The sequence below is a fragment of the Pseudomonas sp. SR18 genome (assembly GCF_023701505.1).
Lineage (GTDB): Bacteria > Pseudomonadota > Gammaproteobacteria > Pseudomonadales > Pseudomonadaceae > Aquipseudomonas > Aquipseudomonas cyclaminis.
In genome coordinates this window covers 290,887-310,629 of record NZ_JAMQAU010000005.1, presented here as the reverse complement: position 1 = coordinate 310,629, position 19,743 = coordinate 290,887, and the positions used below count along the sequence as shown (strand labels likewise).

The following is a 19,743-nucleotide window of genomic DNA, read 5'->3' as shown; positions in this document are numbered from 1 at the left end:
ATGCACAACCAGACCTGCCCCGACTGGGCCGAAGCCCTGCTCAACGGCTTCAGCCAGATCTTCCTCCAACGCCAACCGCTGTGCGGCCTGCTGTGCCTGCTGGCCATCCTGATCGGCGCTCCGGCCTTGCTCGGCGGTGCGCTGCTGGGTGGCGTAGCCGGTTTGCTCACGGCCCAGCGCCGGGGTTATCCCAAGGCTGAACGCCAAGCCGGTTTGTATAGCTATAACGGCGTATTGCTGGGCCTGTTGATCAGCCAGCATTTCGCCTGGTCGGCCCTGTTGCCGCCGCTGATCCTGGCGTGTGGCGGCTTGAGTGCGATCCTCACGCGGCAATGGCTCAAGCGCGCGACGCAACCGGATGACTTGCCCGCCTACACCGCGCCGTTTGTGCTTTTGGGTTGGATGCTGCTGGGCACTGCGGCGCCAAACACTTTCGCCCTGGGCGAGCCCGATGCGCTGGCATTGCTCAGCGCCCCCTTCACTGGCCTGGCGCAAATCATGCTGCTGGACCAGCCCCTGGCCGGCGTGCTGATTGCCCTTGGCCTGTGGCTGGCCAACCGCCGCGCAGCCCTCTGGGCCTTGATCGGCGCCAGCGCCGGCGTGCTGATCGGCGTGCTGCTGGATGACAGCACCGGCGCCCTCCTCGGCCTGCACAGCTACAACCCGGCCCTCGCGGCCCTGGCCCTGAGCCAATTGCATCGCCAAGCCTGGCTGCCGCTGCTCGGCATCCTACTGGCCAGCCTGCTCACGCCGAGCTTTGCCGCCCTGCACCTGCCCGCGCTCACTGCGCCGTTTATCCTCGCCTGCTGGCTGGTGCGCGCCGGTTGCCGCCGGCTTCAGAAACCGCGCATGGACAGCCCCTTCGAATCCCCCTAGGCTTGCTCGATCTTCGATTCGGGCGGGATTTATGGACAGCAACAACGACTGGCGCCAGCGGCTCTACGTCATGATTTTCCAGAGTGACACCCTGGCCGGGCGGCGCTTTGACGGCATCCTGCTACTGATCATCCTCGCCAGCCTGGTGATCGTGATGCTCGACAGCATCGACCAGGTACACCAGAACTACGCCGATATGCTGGCGTATATCGAGTGGGGCTTCACCGTCATCTTCCTGATCGAGTACGGCTTGCGCCTGTATTGCTCGCCCAAGCCCTTGCGCTATGCCTTCAGCTTTTACGGGCTGGTGGATCTGCTCGCCATTGTGCCCGGCATCCTGGCGCTGTATTACAGCGACGCGCAGTACCTGCTGATCATCCGCATCATCCGCATGTTGCGGATCTTCCGGGTGCTCAAGCTCAGCCCGTACCTCAAGCAGGCCAACTACCTGATGGCGGCGCTGCGCGGCAGCAAGCAGAAGATCGTGGTGTTCCTGGTGAGCGTGTGCACGCTGGTGACGGTGTTCGGCACCTTGATGTACGTGATCGAAGGCCCGGAACACGGGTTTACCAGCATTCCCAAGGGCATCTATTGGGCCATCGTGACGCTGACCACCGTGGGCTTTGGCGACATCGTGCCGAAGACGCCACTGGGCCAGGTGATTTCGTCACTGGTGATGATCACCGGTTACTCGATCATCGCCGTGCCCACCGGGATTTTCACCGCCGAGCTGGCCAGTGCCATGCGCGGTGAACAGCTGCAAACCGACTGCCCGGTGTGCAAGAAAAACAGCCATGAGCCCAACGCCGCGTTCTGTTCGCGGTGCGGCAGTAATCTTTTCAAGAAAGTGGAATAAGCAAAGTTCTTTTTAATCTTTAAGCGACTATGGCGCCCCGGCTATAGTCGCTGGCAAATGGCCTTACCCCTTCTTTCGAACAACAAGGAATGAGCAGTGAAAAAACTCGTTAGCGCCTCTCTCCTGGCCGCCGGCCTTGCCCTGGCGGGCGCCGTGCATGCCGCACCGGTCACACTGCTCAACGTCTCCTACGACGTCATGCGCGATTTCTACAAGGACTACAACGCCGCCTTCCAGAAACATTGGGAAGCCGAGCACCCGAACGACAAATTGACCCTGCAAATGTCCTTCGGCGGTTCCAGCAAACAAGCCCGCTCGGTGATCGACGGCCTGCCGGCTGACGTGATCACCATGAACATGGCCACCGACATCAATGCCCTCGCCGACAACGGCAAACTGGTGCCGGACAACTGGGTCACGCGCCTGCCGAACAACAGCGCGCCGTTCACTTCCGCCACCGTGTTCATCGTGCGCAAAGGCAACCCCAAGGCCCTGAAAGATTGGCCGGATCTGCTCAAGGACGGCGTGCAAGTGATCGTGCCCAACCCGAAGACCTCGGGTAATGGCCGCTACACCTACCTGTCGGCCTGGGGTTATGTGCTCAAGAACGGCGGCGATGAAGAGAAAGCCAAGACCTTCGTCGGCAAGCTATTCAAGCAAGCGCCAGTGCTCGATACCGGTGGCCGCGCCGCCACCACCACGTTCATGACCAACCAGATTGGCGACGTGCTGGTGACCTTCGAGAACGAAGCTGAAATGATCGCCCGTGAATTTGGCCGTGATCAGTTCGAAGTCATCTACCCAAGCGTCTCCGCCGAAGCCGAGCCGCCAGTGTCGGTGGTTGACAAAGTGGTCGACAAGAAAGGCACCCGCGTGGCCGCCGAAGACTACTTGAAGTACCTGTGGTCGCCTGAAGGCCAGGAAATTGCTGCCAACAACTACCTACGCCCACGTGATCCGAAAGTGCTTGCCAAGTACACCGACCGCTTCCCGAAAGTCGACTTCCTGTCGGTGGAGAAGACCTTTGGCGACTGGCGCACGGTGCAGAAGACTCACTTCAATGATGGTGGGGTTTTTGACCAGATCTACTCCGGTCAGTAACTGAACAATGTGGGAGGGCCGGTGCGACGATTCGACTTGCCCCCTCCCACATTTGTTTCTAGATGTATCATCAGCCAGCATAAGTGATATCACCCCAAGCGCCCTACCCGCGCTGACGCCTTGCCTTTATTCTCGCTCGCCATCCTCCTTCGCTTTTATGAGACAACCATGAATGCCACCCCCCACGCTGCAAGCACCATGACCCGCGGGATGGTGATGCTGTTTGCGTTCTGCTGTGGCGCCATCGTCGCCAACATTTACTACGCACAACCGATCATCGAACTGATCGCCCCGGACATCGGCCTTACGCCAGCCATGGCCAGCCTGATCGTGTCGCTGACGCAGATCGGTTATGCCTTGGGGCTGTTCTTCCTGGTGCCGTTGGGCGACCTGCTGGAAAACCGCAAGCTGATGATCCTCACCACCGTGGTGGCCATCGCCAGCCTGCTGGGCGCAGCGTTCACCGAACAGCCGAACCTGTTCCTGCTGGTGTCGCTGCTGATCGGTTTCAGTTCGGTGTCGGTGCAGATCCTGATCCCGCTGGCCGCGCACCTGGCGCCCGCTGAGTCCCGTGGCCGCGTGGTCGGCAGCATCATGGGCGGTTTGCTGCTGGGTATCCTGCTGGCACGGCCGGTGTCCAGCGTCGTGGCGGACCACTTCGGCTGGCGTGCGATGTTCATGGCCGCGGCGGGGTTGATGGCGTTTATCAGCGTGGTGTTGATGCTCACGATCCCCAAGCGCCAACCCGATCACAGCGCCAGTTACGGCCAATTGCTGGGCTCGCTGGGCACTTTGTTGCGGCGCCAGCCGGTGCTGCGCCAACGCGCGTTTTATCAAGGCTGCATGTTCGCCGCCTTCAGTCTGTTCTGGACCGCCGTGCCCCTGGAACTCGCACGTAATCATGGCCTGAGCCAGAGCGAAATCGCGCTGTTCGCCCTGGTCGGCGCACTGGGCGCCGTCGCCGCGCCCATCGCCGGGCGCCTGGCGGATGCCGGTCACACTCACCGCGCTTCGTTGCTGGCGATGCTGCTCGCGGTGTTGAGCTTCCTGCCTGCGTTTGTGCATCCGCTGTACAGCGTGATCGGCCTGGCGGTAACCGGTGTGGTCCTGGACTTCTGCGTGCAGATGAACATGGTCCTCGGCCAACGCGCCGTCTACGCCCTCGACGCCCATAGCCGCAGCCGTTTGAACGCGCTGTACATGACCAGCATCTTCATCGGCGGCGCTTTCGGTTCGGCGATTGCCAGCAGCGTCTATGAGCACGGCGGTTGGCTGGGGGTGATGCTGGTGGGGAGTGCATTCCCGCTGGTGGCGTTATTGCGTTTCGTCAGTGCCTCGCGCCAGACGTCGGTGGCCACCGCCTGAGGGGACGGCACACCGGGCGCCGATCAAGAACGCACTAGTTTTTCCAACGCGGCATCCGCCAGAAATGACGAGCGACTTTTGACTTTGTGCTCCCGCACGTAACGGTCGATGCGTTGAATGACATAACCGGGCAAGGTCACATTGACCTTCTCGGTCTTGCCCAGGTAGGGCGAGATGTCCAACTCCAGCATCCCCCAGCCCATCCCCGCGTAGTCCTCATGGGCTTGATGGGTCGCGACTGACGTTGGCATCGGAATCGTCGCACCCTGCGCGGCGATCTCCTGCAGCAGGATGTGCGCCACTTCCACGGCAACGTTGTAAGCCTCTTCAAAACTGTTCCCGGCGGTGACAGCGCCTGGAATATCGGGGATCTGAATACCGGTGGCGGTAAAGTCATCGCCCCATTCGATACAGATTGGGTATTGCATGAATGCTCTCCTTAAAACTGAAACAACCCGGCGCGTTTTCTGATAAAAGCAACCCTAGAGTTATATTCACTCAAGCACAGAATGCGTCAGCCCGACTGACGGGTGTTTTACCGAATGTTGAGCGAGGGCCAGTAACCGAATGAGCCGGCGCCGGAACAGCGTCAGGCGCAGACCGAATGCCCAAGGTCCAGGCAACACAGCAAGCGGTCGACGGTATGCTCCAGGGGGCCGGAGTTATCCAGCACGAATAACCCCGAACCATTGCCGGCGATCAGCGCTTGGGTAAACCGCGCATTGCGCGCCAGGCGTTCCTCGATATCCGCCAGGGATTCACGGCCCCGCGCGATCAAGCGCTGGCGCAGCTCGGCTTGATCCACGGTCAACAGCAGCACCAGCAACTGCGGATAACGTGCGCGAGCCTGCGCCAAGTGCGCACGCGAGCCGTTGACCAGCACGTCCTCCCCCGACGCGAGCCAGGCGTCGATATCCTTGGGAATGCCGTAGGACAACCCATTGGCGTGCCAACTGAGGGCAAACGCGCCTTCGGCGTCCAGCGCGGCAAACTGCTCCGGGCTCACGCCCTGGGCCGCTTCGCCCACCGCTTCGGCCGAACGGGTGATGACCCTTCGCACAATGCGGCAGCCACGCTCGGTCAGGCGCGCACGGGCGGCATCCAGCAGGCTGTCTTTGCCTGAGCCCGATGGACCGATGAGATAGATCAACCTGCCCGCCATCAAAACACCTTCTTCGCCTGTTGCCAGATTTGTTGCAGTACCGGCTGGGCCGGATGGTAGCCACTGGAAAGTATATCCACTAATCCTTCCCATCAACGTGCCGCTTTCACCGGCTGCAAAGGTGAGAAACCGGACTTGGCCTACAGCAGCCGCACGGGCAGGTACTCATACTGCCGGCCGAGCGGCACGCAGCGGGGCTGCCCCGCCGGGTTTCCATCCCCCGGACGCCCCGTCTGCGTGCAGCTCGCCCTCTTGTATATCCGTAAAGCTCCCGCGTCACGGGCACAGTGTTCGCCCTTAGCATCAGGGCAAGCACCACTTCCACATTTGTTCGGTTGTGTTTGGAATAACGGATTTCAATTCAAAAAAAGGCGACCCCCACAGACTGTGTGAAAACCTAGCAATCTGCCGGCCGGTTAAACAAAATGCCCGTATCGCAAGATACGGGCATTTTGCTTATGCGCTATATCCAAGGTGATGGGCGCCCATCAGTTGATGGCATTGATGGGCTGAAAGGCCCTTTTTTCGTGCCGCCTGTTAGAAAAACCAATGCCCCGACAAGTCGGGGCATTGGTTTTTGACCTTGGCAGGCTGTGTTTTCACACAGTCTGCAACGCCTCCGGTATTCCTTTGAGGCCATCCGTGACGGCGATCAGAACATCTTCAACGCCACGAGTCTTGAGGTCGTTGAACACCTTCATCCACGCTCGACCAGGCGTGGGCGCGCGGCGTCCAGCAGGCTGTCCTTGCCCGAACCCGATGGCCCGATGAGATAGATCAACCTGCCCGCCATTCAAAACACCCTCTTCGCTTGTCTTCAGACCTGTAACGGCGCCTCGGTGTCAGTTCCCCACGCGTCGAGCGTCGTAGACGCTGGAAAGTATTTCCAGCCAAAAGACCCTTGCAGGCCGGCGCCGGCCACATTACCCGAGTGTGACCCACCGCGCACCACGCGCGGCACCTGCACCCAGGCTTTCCGGGCTTGTTCGAGTAAATATGTGAATTTGTAACAACGATACAACATGAAACAAATGCTCGATGGTCGCCCCTTCTCACAATCTATAAAAAGCTCAGCACGTTCCTACATGGGAATGTTTTTCATCCTACAGCTGACAGTTTAAACAAGGATCTAGAACATGGAGTTCGACGTAATTGTAGTAGGCGCAGGCGCCATTGGCGGTTCTATCGCGTATGAACTGAGTGCACGGGGCTTGAAGGTTTGCCGGGTCGGTGAAACCGCCCGCACCAACGCTGCATCCAAGGCAGCCGGTGCCATGAATGGCTGTTTTGGCGAAGTCACCAGCGGCCTGTTGGCCAGCGAGCATGGCCGCCTCAAACTCAATATGGATCGTCAGGCACAAGACCTCTGGCCCGCCTGGGCCGAACGCCTGGCCGCCGACTCCGGCATCAGCACCCCGCTGTTCAGTGCCAGCGGCACTCATGTGTTGCTCAACAGTGCCGGCATGGACGAAGTCGATACGGTCAACTACGAAGCCATCGAGCACACACTGCAAGCCTATGGGGAACAGTACGAAACCATTGATCCAAGAGCCATGGAATGGCTGGCACCGGATCATCTGGTACGTCCGCTGCGCGGGCTGTTTATCCCCAATGAACACGCCGTTGATTCGCACTTGCTACTGGAAAAGCTCGACGCCGCGCTGCTCGCCAACCATGGCACCTTGATCAATGAGAACGCCCGCCGGGTGATCGCCGAAGGCGCAATCGCCACAGGGGTGGAGCTGCTCAGCGGTGAGGTGCTGTGGGGGAAAAAGGTGGTAGTGGCTGCCGGTGTTCAGTCTCTGGACCTGCTCAGCGAGTTCGACACGCTCGTCAACAAAATCCCACCGTTGTTCAGCGGATATGGCGTGTCCATTCTGGTCAAGCTGCCTGAGGGCATGGCGTTACCCCAATCGGTGATCCGCACCCCCAATCGCGCGTTTGCCTGTGGCCTGCATTGCGTGCCACGTGGTGACGGCGTGCTGTACCTGGGCGCGACCAATATCCTGTCCGAGCGCCCCAAGCACCGTGCGCTGATTTCGGATGTACAGTTTTTGCTCGATTGCGCCGTCGACCAATTGAACCTTGACCTGCACAGTGCCGAAATTATTTCGATCCAAGTGGGCAACCGTCCCATTCCAGCCGACGGCTTCCCTCTGATCGGCGAATGCGGCATGCAAGGGCTGTGGCTGGCAACCGGGACATACCGTGATGGCCTGCACCAATCGCCGCTGCTGGCAGCCTACATCGCCGACTGTTTGACCGGCGTCAAGAGCACCGGCCTGGACTTGAGCACCTTCAATCCTGTGCGCGCCCCACTGACCGGGCTTGCTCGCGAGCTGACGGTTGGCGAAACCGTCAAGCAGATGTTTGCCACCGGTTATGAATATCGCTGGGACGTAAAACCTTACTGGCTGCCCATTCTCGATAAAGGACTGTCGAGCAATTACCAGCAACTGATCGATGAACTGCACCCCTCGTTCACTCCCCCTCCGGAGCTGGTCGCATTCTCCTACCTCTATGAGTCCATGCGCGTGAAGCTGGCGCAGTACTACAAGGAGTGGTCATGAGTCTGGGCAAACAGGAGCAGGAGGCGATCGCCCTGGCCCGCGTGCAGCTGGAAGCGGCCGGCGTGTGGGACCCGGACAATGACCTGGATAGCCTGGTCGATCGCTTTATCGTGCGTGCCGACAAACAGCGCGCACTGGATGAGTTCAGGCTGGCGGTCAGCGAGCGCTGCAATCGGATTCCGTTGGGGCATATTGTCGGCACGGTCGCGTTCGACGACCTGCCCCTGGTTGTGGGCAGCGGCGTATTTATCCCGCGCCCGCACAGCACGGTGATTCATAAGTGGCTGGACGATGCCCGACTGGCGACGGGAACCTGCGTGCTGGACCTTTGCGCCGGCAGCGGCGCCATTGGCCTGGCCATCGCCCGGCGCCGGCCAGACCTGCGGGTGACCTGCGTGGAGTTTGAAGACGTGGCTGTCCACTACCTCAAACGCAATATCGCCCGGTTGGCCACCCACGACGTGCATGTCAACGCGATGCAGGCGGATATCCGTGAAACCCCTGCATTCGCTGGCTTCAAGCACCAGGTCGGGCTGATTGTCGCCAACCCGCCGTACGTTCCTAGGCAAACGCAGTTACAGCCCGAATGGGGCAGCCATCATCCCTCGGCGGCCGTCTATTCAGGTGCCGATGGCCTGGACCTGACACGGCACATCATCGCCCTGGCGACCACTTTGCTGACACCTGAGGGATGGCTGGTGATCGAACACGGCGAGGATCAAGCATTCGCCGTTCGTGAATTGTTCCAACAGCACCACTTGCTTGACGTCAGCACTGTGATTGACCGTGAGTCATCAGACACCACAGGCACGTCCGTCATGACCGTGGGCCGCTTATCGAACGCTGTTCAAGCATAGGAGTTTTTGAGCCATGGATGCACACACCAAACCAGACTGGATGACCATTCGCCGTGACAACACCACCAGCGCCCTGGAGAGCGCCTATGCGGAGGGCCTCACGGGCCTCACCGTCGCGAGCCGTGAAGGCAAGCGTATCACCCTGGCGCAGGGCGGCACGTTCACCGAGTTCGTTTCCTGTTCTTATCTGGGCCTGGAAACCCATCCTGCACTGATCGACGCGGCGCACCAGGCACTGGGCACCTTTGGCCTGCACCTGTCCTCGTCACGCAGTGCCATGCGCCCGGTCTATTTGCCAGAACTGGAGTCGCTGCTCAGCCGCGTCTATAAAGGCTGCGGTGTCAGCGTGTTCACCTCCACCAGCAGCGTGCACCTTGGCGTACTGCCACTGTTGGGCAGCAATTCGCTCAAGGGCTATCCGATCAAAAAGCGCGCCCACTGGTTGATCGATAAAACCGCTCACGCCTCGATGCAGGTGCTGCGCGGCATTCTGCAGCAGTTTGGTGAAGTGACCCGTGTCGAGGCCACCGATCCGGAGTCGATGCGCGTGGCCTTGAAACACTGCGCTGATCGCCAGGAAACGCCGATTCTGTTGATCGACGGTATCGGCTCGATGAGCGGCCTGGTGCCCATCGCGCACCTCGCGCGCCAACTGGCGGACGCCGCAGGCTACCTGTATGTGGATGATGCCCACGGCATCTCGATCGCAGGGCGTCATGGTGCTGGCTACGCCCTGGCGGCGGTAGATAACCAGTTGCCGCACAACATGATCCTGGCCGGTTCTTTGTCCAAGGCCTTTGGCGGAGCGGGCGGGTTTGTGGTGGTGAGTGACCCGCGGGACATCCCGTCGATACACACACTGGCCAACCCCCTGGTGTTCGGTCACTCGATCATGGTGCCAATGCTGGCCGCCAACGTGGCGGCCGCGAAGATTCACCTGAGCGACGAGATAGACAGCCTGCAAGACCGCCTGTGGAGCAACGTGCGCCTGTTTGATTCGCTGACCCACAATCGCCTGCTCAACGCCGGGGTTCAATCCCCGGTCAGAGGCGCATTCTTCGAAACCGAAGAAGACGGCCTGCAAGCCTGCCGGATCCTGCGCGACCACGGCATCCTCATGTTCCCGGTGTTCTACCCGATCATCGCCAAGGGAAAAGCCATGCTGCGCTTCGCCTTTTCGGCCAGCCACGGCGATCACGATATCCGGCAACTGGCCCAAGCCTTGAACGAGCTCACCCGTGCAGGCTTATGGAACGCCACTGCGCTACCCGAGGCCACCGCCTGACCCTTCACACACCCGCACTACGTCGTACACATCAAAGGAATGAATATGACACGGCACCAGCAAATTTCACGTGCAACTCCGTCCACCATCCTGCAACCCATGCGGGATCAGTTGGACCGGATCAACACCCACTTGGTCGACCTGCTTGGCGAACGCATGAGCGTGTGCATGGAGATCGCCGAACTCAAGGCGGCCCATGACATCCCCATGATGCAGCCCAAACGTATCGTTCAAGTGATGGATCAGCTCGCAAGCCACGCCTCGAAAGTCGGCTTGAGGCCCGATTACGTTCAGTCGGTGTTCAAGCTGATCATCGAGGAAACCTGCAACCAGGAAGAGCGGTTGATTCAGCAGCGCCTGGGCCAGGGGCAGCGCTCATGAAAATATTGCTGATTGATAATTTTGACTCCTTCACTCAGAACATCGCCCAATACCTGTACGAGGTCACAGGTGTGTGCGTCGATATCGTCACCAACAGCGTGGCGTACGAACACCTGCACATTGAACAATACGATGCCGTAGTGCTTTCACCGGGCCCTGGGCACCCGGGCGAGTACCTGGATTTTGGCGTGTGCGGGCAGGTTATCCTGCGCTCCCCGGTACCCTTGCTCGGCATTTGCCTGGGGCACCAGGGTATCGCCCAATTCCTTGGCGGAACCGTCGGCCACGCGCCCAACCCGGTGCACGGTTACCGCAGTAAAATCCAGCACGCCGGCAGTGGTTTGTTCCGCGACCTGCCAGAGCAGTTTGAAGTGGTGCGCTACCACTCCCTGATGTGTACCCATCTGCCTGAGGAGCTGCGCTGCACGGCGTGGACGGAGGAAGGTGTGGTGATGGCGATCGAGCACCAAAGCCGTCCGATCTGGGGCGTCCAGTTCCATCCTGAGTCCATCGACTCGGAGTATGGGCATGCGCTGCTCAGTAACTTCATCCGCATGGCACTTGAGCACAATGGGCGCCAGCGCGTGCCGACGCGACAGAGCCCGGCCAGTGCTCAATCGGCCAAGGAGCACTACGTCGCGGTAGGCGGTTTGCTCAACCTACAATTGGCCTATCGAGTCCATTCGGCTGCGTGCGATCCATTGGCGCTGTTCACCACGCTTTATGCCAATGATCAGCATGCTTTCTGGCTCGACAGCGAAAAATCCGAACGGCCCAACGCGCGCTATTCAATCATGGGCAGCGGCCAGGCCCAGGGGGCTATTCGTCTAACCTATAACGTCAACAGCGAAACCCTCACACTCGAAGGCCCCAAAGGCAGCAGGCGTGTGGCAGGTGATTTCTTCACCCTGCTCGGCCAGCTCATCGAATCGGTCAACGTGGCAGTCCCGCAATACCTTCCGTTTGAATTCAAGGGTGGTTTTGTCGGGTACCTGGGGTATGAACTCAAGGCCCTGACCGGCGGGAACAAGGTCTATCGCTCCGGGCAACCGGATGCCGGCTTTATGTTGGCGCCGCATTTCTTCGTCTTCGACCACCATGACCAAAAGGTCTACGAATGCCTGTTAAGCGCGACGGGCCAGCCCCAGCAGTGGCCGACGTTGCTGACCTCAATGCCCCCACCTCAGAGCGCCACGAACACACGGCGTTTTGTCCCCGGTGCAGTGAATGAACTTGAGCTGTCACTCGAAGACAGCCCCGACAGTTACATCCGTAAGGTCAAGCAGTCGCTGCAATACATCACCGATGGTGAATCCTATGAAATATGCCTGACCAACCGCGCGCGGATGAGCTACGACGGCGCGCCCCTCGCAGCCTATCGGAGAATGCGCGAAGCAAGCCCAGTACCTTATGGGGCCTATCTTTGCTTCGACAGCTTCAGCGTGCTGAGCGCATCACCCGAGACCTTTTTGAGAATCGATGAAGGCGGCCTGATCGAATCCCGCCCCATCAAGGGCACCCGTGCACGCAGCAAAGACCCTGAGCAAGATCAGCGCCTGCGAGATGACTTGCACGCCTCGACCAAAGATCGCGCCGAGAACCTGATGATTGTCGATCTGGTACGCCATGATCTGAACCGCGTATGCCGTTCAGGGAGTGTGCATGTGCCGAATATTTTCGCCGTGGAGAGTTTTTCCTCGGTACACCAGCTCGTCTCTACGGTACGTGGACATCTACGCAGCGACATCTCGTCAATGGAGGCCATCAGAGCGTGCTTTCCGGGAGGCTCAATGACCGGTGCGCCGAAAAAGCGCACGATGGAAATCATCGATGGGCTGGAGACTTGTGCACGGGGTGTTTATTCCGGAGCGCTGGGCTGGATCTCCTTCAATGGCAGTGCGGAACTGAGCATCGTCATCCGCACAGCGGTATTGCATAAACAACAGGCTGAGTTCGGCATTGGTGGCGCCATCGTCGCCCACTCCGACCCGAAAGAAGAACTTGAAGAGACGCTGGTCAAGGCCAGCGTGCCGTATTACAGCTTTTGCGCAGGGAGCGACACATGAATACCCAAGCAGTAGTCGTATTAGGAGGCGCTGGCCTCATCGGCTCACTGATCAGCCGTATTCTCAAGCAATACGGATACATCGTGCGCGTCGTGGATCGCCGTCCGCCGGATTCCGACTGTGAGTTTCACGAAATGGACGTGACTCAACCGTTCAATCATTCAGGGGCTGTTTTTCGCGACGCCATCGCCGTGGTGTTCGCTCTGCCTGAAAGCGTCGCGGTCAGCGCGATTGCCTGGGTGACCCGGTGCTTGCCTTCAGACGCGGTAATGATCCCCACCTGCTCGGTGCAGGGCCCCTTTTTCAAAGCACTGAAAGCAGCGGCGCCGCAGCAAAGGTTTGTGGGCGTCAACCCCATGTTTTCGCCCAAGTTGTCCGTCCAGGGGCGCACGGTGGCGGTCTGCGTGGAAGACGTGCAAACCCCGCAATCCTTCATCGAACGGCATTTGATGGAGGCCGGGATGAAGGTCCGTCGAATGACGCCCGCCGCGCATGATGAGCTGATGGCCCTGTGTCAGGCCTTGCCCCATGCAGCCATTCTCGGATTCGGCATGGCCCTGGCCCAATCTTCGGTCGACCTGGACATCGTGGCAGAGGTCATGCCGCCGCCCATGCGTACCATGATGGCGCTGCTGTCGCGCATCCTGGTCAACCCGCCCGAGGTGTATTGGGACATACAACTGGAAAACGACCAGGCGACCGCTCAGCGTGAAGCGCTGGTGCAGGGCCTGGAGCGCCTGCAGGAAAACATCGTGGAGCAGGACTATGAGCGCTTCAGAAGCGATTTACAGAGTGTTTCAAAGGTCTTGGGCAAACGCTTGAATGCAGGCGCCGTGGACTGCCAGCATCTGTTTTCATTGCTGAACTGAACGATGACCTCGCCAGGGAATGGCGAGGTGTTTTTTCACAACTCGCCACTTTTCCAAGAAGGAGCCGGTGATGTCTTTAGCGGCTGATGAAGTAACACAACAACCACGCTCACGCCGGTGGTTGGCGCTCGCGATATTGATGCTGCCAGTCTTGCTGGTGACCGTGGATAACACCGTGCTGGGTTTTGCCCTGCCCAAAATCGCCGAGGCCCTGCACCCCAGTGCCAGCCAGCAATTGTGGATGATCGATGCCTACTCACTGGTGCTGGCAGGGTTGCTCATTTCCATGGGTAGCCTGGGTGATCGCAAAGGCCATCGCAAACTCCTGCTGATCGGCTCACTGGGGTTTACCCTGGTGTCGGTGATGACCGCTTATTCCAGCACCGCCACGCAGCTGGTCGCGGGACGGGCGTGCATGGGGATCTTCGGGGCAATGTTGATGCCGTCGACGTTGGCGTTGATTCGCTCAGTGTTCGACGACCGGGAAGAGCGTCGCCTGGCCGTGGCGATCTGGGCAACCACCTTGACCGTCGGTTCTGCGCTTGGGCCATTGGTCGGCGGCATACTGCTGGAGTTCTTCAACTGGGGGTCGATTTTTCTCCTGGCCGTGCCGGTACTGGTGCCTCTGTTGATCCTCGGCCCCTGGCTGCTGCCTGAGTCCGAGCCGGACGCCTCGGGGCCGATGGACGTCATCAGCATTGTGCTCTCGATGGTCGCCCTCAGTGCCCTGGTGTACAGCATCAAGCATGTCGCCAGCGAAGGACCGGATGCCTGGGCACTGGCGACACTGGCCGTCGCAATCGTGAGCGGCTGGCAATTCGTACGCCGTCAGTTGCGCCTCCCTACCCCCTTGATGGACCTGAGCCTGTTTCGCAACAAGACGTTCAGCGGCTCGGTGACCATTAACCTGATGAGCCTGGCCTTCCTGATCGGTTTCGTGTTCTTTGCCACGCAATTGCTGCAAATCGTCCTGGGCATGTCGCCCTTGAACGCCAGCCTGGCGCTGATACCGGGCCAGCTCATGGCGATTGTGGTGGGGATCCTGATAGTCCCGGTCGCCCAGCGCGTATCGGTCAATGTCCTGATTCCCATCCTGCTGGCCTTCACTGCCGGCGCGTTTTTGCTGGTCGCCAGCCTCGGCAGCAGTTTGACGGTGATCGTGGTTGCGTTTGCCTTGTTGAACATTGGCGTGGGTGCCATCGCCACGGTCTCTAACGACGTGATCCTGTCGGCCGCACCGGCCAACAAGGCAGGAGCCGCGTCAGCCATCAGCGAGACGGCCTATGAAGTCGGGGTAGTACTCGGCACCACCGTGCTCGGTGGCCTGGTGACGGCGTACTACCGCGGCACGCTGCACCTACCGGACTTCTTGACCCCGGTGCAAATGCACCTGGCAAGCGAAACCTTGGCAGGCGCCCACGCAATTTCGACCACCCTGGCTCACGACCAGGCCAGTGAAGTCATGGGCAACGCTATACAGGCATTTGTCGCAGGGACTCAACTGATGGCCTGGGCCACCTTCAGCTTGGCGGTGCTGGCCATTGTCATCGCCCGGCGCACATTGAAGGCACAGGAGGCAGCGTCGGTGTGACGTGGGTGCGGGCGGGCGAACCAAGTGCAACTTGAATTCGGGGGTAACCCGGCAGGACGCCTGGTTAGATCCAACATCCCGATCGACTGTCAGGCCGCCTTCGCGAGCAAGCCCGCTCCCACAGTTGATAGCCTTTCAAATCGAACATAAAAAAGGCGACCCGAACACGGTCGCCTTTTGTCATTGCGCGTACTGCTTGCTCAACCCCGGCGGCACGCCTTGCACGTTGGTTTCTTCCCATGGCCCGTTGGGGCTGATAGAGCGGCTCCAGCCGTTGCTCCAGCGGTAGTAGGTGCGCTGGCGGTAGAAGGTGTCGGGCTGGTCATCGAGCACGTAGACCTGCATCTTGCCGTCCCAGTGGCTGGCGGCGCCCGGTGGCGGGGCGAACGTCGGCGATTTGGTCGGCACAGGCTTTGGCGGCGGGGTAACCGGGCCGGAAGGCCTGGTGCTCGGCTGAGTCGAAGGGCCGGACGGCGGGATCGTCGGGCCGGTCGGGCCAGGAGGTGGCCGATGGACCGCACAGGCGCTCAGGCCCACTACCAGGCTGAGCAGGGTGATGCGTGCGAATGCGGTCGTCATGGGCGTTTCCTCAGGATTACTTGTCCGGACTGTCGATGGTCAGCTGTTGCAGTGCAGTAGTGCTGCTGGCCAGGGGTTGACTGCGGCCGATCCACTCGCCAGCGGTCGGAAGACCTGCCCGGGATATGCGCGCAACCAGTTGGACTTCGGCGAAGTTGGACAGTTTCAATTGCGGCATCATTGCGTCGGCGTCACCCAACTCGACGGTGACCGGCAGTTCGGCGACGGTAATGCGTTTGGCCGCCAACGGTGCCGGAGGGCCACTGACGGCGCGGGCGAAGATGAACACAGTGTCGTTCGGCAGCGCCTTGGCCTTCACATCGGCGGACACATCCACCCGCACCTTTATCACGGCTTTTTCGGCGACGGTGCCCCCGCTTTCCTTCAGGCTCTGCGCCGCCCGGTCGATGCCGCCTTGCAGCGCGGCACGGGAATTATCCTCCGGTGGCAGTTGGGCCAGCAGGCGTGTCCAGTAGTCGATGGCCTCTTGATAACGCTTGCCTTCAAACGCCGCGATACCCAACAGGCCGAGGCTGGTGACTTCCTTCGGATCCAGCTTCAGGGCTTCATCGGTCAACGCCTGAACCTTGGGCGACCACTGCTTATCGTCAGCGAAGTATTGCGCCTGGGCCCACTGGCCAAGCAGCTCCGGCTGGCGGCCAGCCAACGCCACGGCACGCTCGAAGACTCTGGCCGCATCGGCCGAACGATCCTGCGCCATATAGGCACGGCCGAGGAAGTACAAGCCTTCGGCTGAGTCCGGTTGGGCCACGGCCGCGCGCTCCAGGCGCTGGGTCATGTCTTCCATGGACACCGGCGGCTGGGAGAACTCGCGCGTCAGTTCGACTTTGTCGCTGGCGCCAAAGTGCAGGTACAGGCCCAAGCCAAGCACGGGCACGAGGACGGCGGCGAGCAACGGCAGCGGTTTGCCCAGACGGGACTCGCGGGGCTTTTCGACGCCTTCGGTATCAGCCAGCAGTTCGCGGGCCGCTTCGGCGCGACCGGTGTCGAGTTGCGCGGCGTTGAGCACGCCTTCGTCCTGCTGCACTTGCAGCTCGGCGACACGCTCTTGGTACAGCGCCACGTTCAGCGCGGTGCGATCCTCTTCGCGCTGGGCACGACGGCCACGCAACACAGGGATCAACAGGAAACTCAGGGCAATCAGAAGCAGCAAGCCGGCTGCGAGCCAGAAATCAATCATCAGTCTTGGTGTCCAGCAATTGGTCGAGGCGTTTACGCTCTTCGGGGGACAGCGCGTCGGAACCATCGGTTGGCGCGGCGCGGCGACGGCGCACGATCACCGCCATGACGACCACGCCCGCCAACAACAACCCGGCGGGGCCGAACCAGAGCAGCGCGGTCTTGCCGGTGAGGGCCGGTTTGTAGCGCACGAAATCACCGTAGCGGTCGACCATGAAGTCGATGATCTGCTGGTTGTCCTTGCCCTCACCCAGCATGCGGAAGATCTCCTTGCGCAGGTCGGCGGCGATGGGCGCGTTGGAGTCGGCGATGTCCTGGTTCTGGCACTTGGGGCAGCGCAGTTCCTTGGTCAGTTCGCGAAAACGCTCGCGATCACCGTCCTTGGCAAATTCGTAGGTGTCGATGGCCGCGTGGGCCACACCGACCAAGCCCAGCGCCAGCACGGCAGCGGCTAACAGACGTTTCATGGTTTGGCCTCATCGACCAGCGCCTGGTACTTGGCGGCCAGTTGCTCACGCCACACGACTTCGTCGATCACACCGACGTACTTGTCGCGGATCACGCCCTTGGCGTCGATAAAGAAGGTTTCCGGGGCGCCGTAGACGCCGAGGTTGAGGCCGAGATTGCCGTCTTCATCACGGATATCCAGCTGGTATGGGTTGTGAAACTCGGCCAGCCATTTCAAGGCTGCTGCGTTGTCGTCCTTGTAGTTGATGCCGTAGATCACCACACCCTTCTCGGCCAATTTGTTGAGCACCGGGTGTTCGACGCGGCAGGAGATACACCAGGTGCCCCACACGTTGACCAGCGCCGGTTTGCCCAGCAGGTCGGCACGGGTCAGCGTCTTGTCGCCTTGCACGTTCGACAGAGAGAACTCGGGGAACGGCTTGCCGATCATTGCCGAAGGCAGCTCGGCCGGGTCCAGGTACAGGCCGCGATACAGGAACACCGCCACCACCAGGAACAACGCCAGCGGCAACACCATCAACCAACGCTTCATACCGCCGCTCCTTGCAGACCGAGGGCTTCACGCACCCGGCTCTTGACCTTGACTCGATACCGCCGATCCAGCGCGGCCAGCAAACCACCAAAGCCGGTGAGCAAACCGCCAAACCAGATCCAGCGCACAAACGGCTTCACATGCACGCGCACGGCCCAGGCGCCCTCGCCCAACGGTTCGCCCAACGCCACATAGAGGTCACGGGTGAAACCGGCGTCGATACCGGCTTCGGTCATCATCGAGCTCTGCACGGTGTAGAGGCGTTTTTCCGGGTGCAGCACGCTGATTTCCTTACCGTCGCGCACTACCCGCACAGTGCCTTTGTCGGACGTAAAATTCGGCCCTTCAAAGTGCTTGGCGCCCTCAAAGATAAACTGATAACCGCCCAGGTCCATGGACTCGCCCGGCGCCAGGCGCAGGTCGCGTTCGGCGCTGTTCTGGCTGGACAGCACCACGCCCAGCGCACACACGGCGATGCCAATGTGGGCGATCTGCATGCCCCAGTAGCTGCGGGTCAGCGTCGGCAGGCCTTTGATCAAGCCTTTGTGGCGGGTCTTGTCGAAGAGGTCGCGCACACCGGCCAGCAGCACCCAGGCGGCGAGCATAAAGGTGGCCAGTACCGCCCAGTTGAAGTCGCCATAGGCAATGCCGGCGATCACGGCCAGCGCGACGCTGCCCAGCAGTACCGGCATCAGCATGCCGGCCAGCCATTTCACGGGTGTGTCTTTCCAGCGCACCAGTACGCCGACCGCCATCACCACCATCAGCAACCCCATCAACGGGATAAACAGCGCGTTGAAATACGGTGGGCCGACGGACAGCTTGGCGCCGCTCAGGGCATCCAGCACCAGCGGGTAAAGAGTGCCGAGCAGGATCATCGACGCAGCGACCACCAGCACCAGGTTGTTGCCCAGCAGCAGGGTTTCCCGCGACCACAGGTTGAAGCCAACGTGGCTCTTGACCACCGGCGCACGCAGGGCGAACAGGGTGAGTGAGCCGCCCACCACAAACAGCAGGAAGATCAGGATGAACACGCCGCGCTCCGGGTCGGACGCAAACGCATGCACCGAAGTCAGTACGCCCGAACGCACGAGGAACGTGCCGAGCAGGCTGAGGGAAAATGCGGCGATGGCGAGCAGCACCGTCCAGCTCTTGAACACGCCGCGCTTTTCAGTGACGGCCAGGGAGTGAATCAGCGCGGTGCCCACCAACCACGGCATGAACGAGGCGTTTTCCACCGGGTCCCAGAACCACCAGCCGCCCCAGCCGAGTTCGTAGTACGCCCACCAGGAGCCCAACGTGATGCCAATCCCCAGGAAGGCCCAGGCGACGATGGTCCACGGCCGCGACCAGCGCGCCCAGGCGGCATCCAGGCGCCCGCCCAACAAGGCGGCGATGGCGAAGGCGAAGGCCACGGAGAAACCGACGTAACCCATGTAAAGCATCGGCGGGTGAACGATCAGGCCGATGTCCTGCAGCAAGGGGTTGAGGTCATGCCCATTCGACGGGATCTGCGGCAGGATGCGGCTGAACGGGTTGGAGGTCATGATCAGGAACAGCAGAAAACCAATGCTGATCATGCCCATCACCGCCAGCACCCGCGCCAGCATCACTTGCGGCAGTTGGCGCGAGAACACCGACACGGCGAAGGTCCAGCCGCCGAGGATCAATGCCCACAGCAGCAACGAACCTTCGTGGGCGCCCCACACGGCGCTGAACTTGTAGTACCAAGGCAGCGCGGTGTTGGAGTTATTGGCGACGTAGGCGACGGAAAAATCGTCGGTCATAAACGCGTAGGTCAGGCAGCCAAACGCGAACAACAGGAAGGCGAACTGACCCCAGGCGGCCGGCTGCGCCAGGCTCATCCACAGGCGGTCACCACGCCAGGCGCCGAGCAACGGCACCACGGCCTGCACGATGGCGAAGCACAGGGCGAGGATCATCGCCAACTGGCCCAACTCGGGGATAAACAGTGCGGACGTCAT

The 19,743-nt window shown here is 60.8% G+C and carries 18 protein-coding genes and 2 pseudogenes; 11 read left to right on the top strand and 9 right to left on the bottom strand.

Translation table 11 applies throughout. The features are described from left to right. From NDJ82_RS10890 to NDJ82_RS10875, 4 genes are all read left to right on the top strand, one after another. Positions 1-876: an urea transporter gene (locus tag NDJ82_RS10890; protein WP_250925435.1), complete on the top strand. Its 876-nt coding sequence runs from the start codon at positions 1-3 to the stop codon at positions 874-876. 31 nt (positions 877-907) lie between these two features. Further along, a complete protein-coding gene (locus NDJ82_RS10885) occupies positions 908-1,732 on the top strand; it encodes an ion transporter (protein ID WP_099586761.1) in 825 nt (274 codons plus the stop codon). Positions 1,733-1,828: 96 nt separating this feature from the next. Further along, complete coding sequence (locus tag NDJ82_RS10880) at positions 1,829-2,833, top strand: sulfate ABC transporter substrate-binding protein (protein WP_191959949.1); 1,005 nt, start codon at positions 1,829-1,831, stop codon at positions 2,831-2,833. Between the two features lie 168 nt (positions 2,834-3,001). Further along, a complete protein-coding gene (locus tag NDJ82_RS10875; RefSeq protein ID WP_191959950.1) occupies positions 3,002-4,198 on the top strand; it encodes an MFS transporter in 1,197 nt (398 codons plus the stop codon). Positions 4,199-4,221: 23 nt separating this feature from the next. Here NDJ82_RS10875 and NDJ82_RS10870 read toward each other — a convergent pair whose 3' ends face one another. The 4 genes and pseudogenes from NDJ82_RS10870 to NDJ82_RS10855 all read right to left on the bottom strand — a co-directional run. Next, positions 4,222-4,626, bottom strand: coding sequence for a type II toxin-antitoxin system HicB family antitoxin (locus tag NDJ82_RS10870; RefSeq protein ID WP_250925434.1), 405 nt, complete (start codon positions 4,624-4,626; stop codon positions 4,222-4,224). Positions 4,627-4,787: 161 nt separating this feature from the next. Then, positions 4,788-5,360, bottom strand: a complete 573-nt coding sequence (phnN, locus tag NDJ82_RS10865) for a phosphonate metabolism protein/1,5-bisphosphokinase (PRPP-forming) PhnN (protein WP_191947405.1) — start codon at positions 5,358-5,360, stop codon at positions 4,788-4,790. A 602-nt stretch (positions 5,361-5,962) separates the two neighbouring features. Further along, positions 5,963-6,064, bottom strand: a pseudogene (locus tag NDJ82_RS10860) (transposase); the annotation flags it as partial. After that, positions 6,061-6,153: pseudogene (locus tag NDJ82_RS10855) on the bottom strand (phosphonate metabolism protein/1,5-bisphosphokinase (PRPP-forming) PhnN); the annotation flags it as partial. The pseudogenes NDJ82_RS10860 and NDJ82_RS10855, both read right to left, overlap by 4 nt. 343 nt (positions 6,154-6,496) lie before the next feature. On the opposite strand from NDJ82_RS10855, the gene NDJ82_RS10850 reads away from it, so the two are divergent. The 7 genes from NDJ82_RS10850 (at position 6,497) to NDJ82_RS10820 (ending at position 14,979) form a co-directional block, all read left to right on the top strand. Beyond that, complete coding sequence (locus NDJ82_RS10850; RefSeq protein ID WP_158879340.1) at positions 6,497-7,930, top strand: NAD(P)/FAD-dependent oxidoreductase; 1,434 nt, start codon at positions 6,497-6,499, stop codon at positions 7,928-7,930. Beyond that, positions 7,927-8,787 carry a HemK/PrmC family methyltransferase gene (locus tag NDJ82_RS10845; RefSeq protein ID WP_044273103.1) on the top strand — a complete coding sequence of 287 codons (861 nt, stop codon included), beginning with the start codon at positions 7,927-7,929 and terminating at the stop codon, positions 8,785-8,787. The genes NDJ82_RS10850 and NDJ82_RS10845 overlap by 4 nt, the downstream gene beginning before the upstream one ends. Positions 8,788-8,800: 13 nt before the next feature. Further along, on the top strand, positions 8,801-10,072 hold the full coding sequence (locus NDJ82_RS10840) for an aminotransferase class I/II-fold pyridoxal phosphate-dependent enzyme (protein ID WP_158879339.1): 1,272 nt from the start codon (positions 8,801-8,803) through the stop codon (positions 10,070-10,072). A gap of 45 nt (positions 10,073-10,117) precedes the next feature. Beyond that, positions 10,118-10,453 (top strand): chorismate mutase, encoded by a 336-nt coding sequence (locus NDJ82_RS10835; RefSeq protein WP_228391213.1) that lies wholly within the window; start codon positions 10,118-10,120, stop codon positions 10,451-10,453. Then, positions 10,450-12,519: an aminodeoxychorismate synthase component I gene (gene pabB, locus NDJ82_RS10830; protein WP_250925433.1), complete on the top strand. Its 2,070-nt coding sequence runs from the start codon at positions 10,450-10,452 to the stop codon at positions 12,517-12,519. The genes NDJ82_RS10835 and pabB overlap by 4 nt, the downstream gene beginning before the upstream one ends. Beyond that, on the top strand, positions 12,516-13,388 hold the full coding sequence (locus NDJ82_RS10825; protein WP_099586770.1) for a prephenate dehydrogenase dimerization domain-containing protein: 873 nt from the start codon (positions 12,516-12,518) through the stop codon (positions 13,386-13,388). The genes pabB and NDJ82_RS10825 overlap by 4 nt, the downstream gene beginning before the upstream one ends. A 70-nt stretch (positions 13,389-13,458) precedes the next feature. Continuing rightward, positions 13,459-14,979, top strand: coding sequence for an MFS transporter (locus tag NDJ82_RS10820; RefSeq protein WP_112194291.1), 1,521 nt, complete (start codon positions 13,459-13,461; stop codon positions 14,977-14,979). 180 nt (positions 14,980-15,159) lie between these two features. On the opposite strand, the gene NDJ82_RS10815 is transcribed toward NDJ82_RS10820, so the two are convergent. The 5 genes from NDJ82_RS10815 to NDJ82_RS10795 are packed head-to-tail and all read right to left on the bottom strand — an operon-like array spanning position 15,160 to position 19,743. Beyond that, positions 15,160-15,558, bottom strand: coding sequence for a hypothetical protein (locus NDJ82_RS10815; RefSeq protein ID WP_099586772.1), 399 nt, complete (start codon positions 15,556-15,558; stop codon positions 15,160-15,162). A gap of 16 nt (positions 15,559-15,574) precedes the next feature. After that, positions 15,575-16,759 carry a c-type cytochrome biogenesis protein CcmI gene (ccmI, locus tag NDJ82_RS10810; RefSeq protein WP_099586773.1) on the bottom strand — a complete coding sequence of 395 codons (1,185 nt, stop codon included), beginning with the start codon at positions 16,757-16,759 and terminating at the stop codon, positions 15,575-15,577. Then, complete coding sequence (locus tag NDJ82_RS10805; RefSeq protein ID WP_012723038.1) at positions 16,752-17,225, bottom strand: cytochrome c-type biogenesis protein; 474 nt, start codon at positions 17,223-17,225, stop codon at positions 16,752-16,754. The genes ccmI and NDJ82_RS10805 overlap by 8 nt, the downstream gene beginning before the upstream one ends. Beyond that, positions 17,222-17,758, bottom strand: a complete 537-nt coding sequence (locus tag NDJ82_RS10800; protein ID WP_032889103.1) for a DsbE family thiol:disulfide interchange protein — start codon at positions 17,756-17,758, stop codon at positions 17,222-17,224. Before NDJ82_RS10800 ends, NDJ82_RS10805 begins: the two co-directional genes overlap by 4 nt. Continuing rightward, positions 17,755-19,743: a heme lyase CcmF/NrfE family subunit gene (locus tag NDJ82_RS10795; RefSeq protein WP_158878799.1), complete on the bottom strand. Its 1,989-nt coding sequence runs from the start codon at positions 19,741-19,743 to the stop codon at positions 17,755-17,757. Before NDJ82_RS10795 ends, NDJ82_RS10800 begins: the two co-directional genes overlap by 4 nt.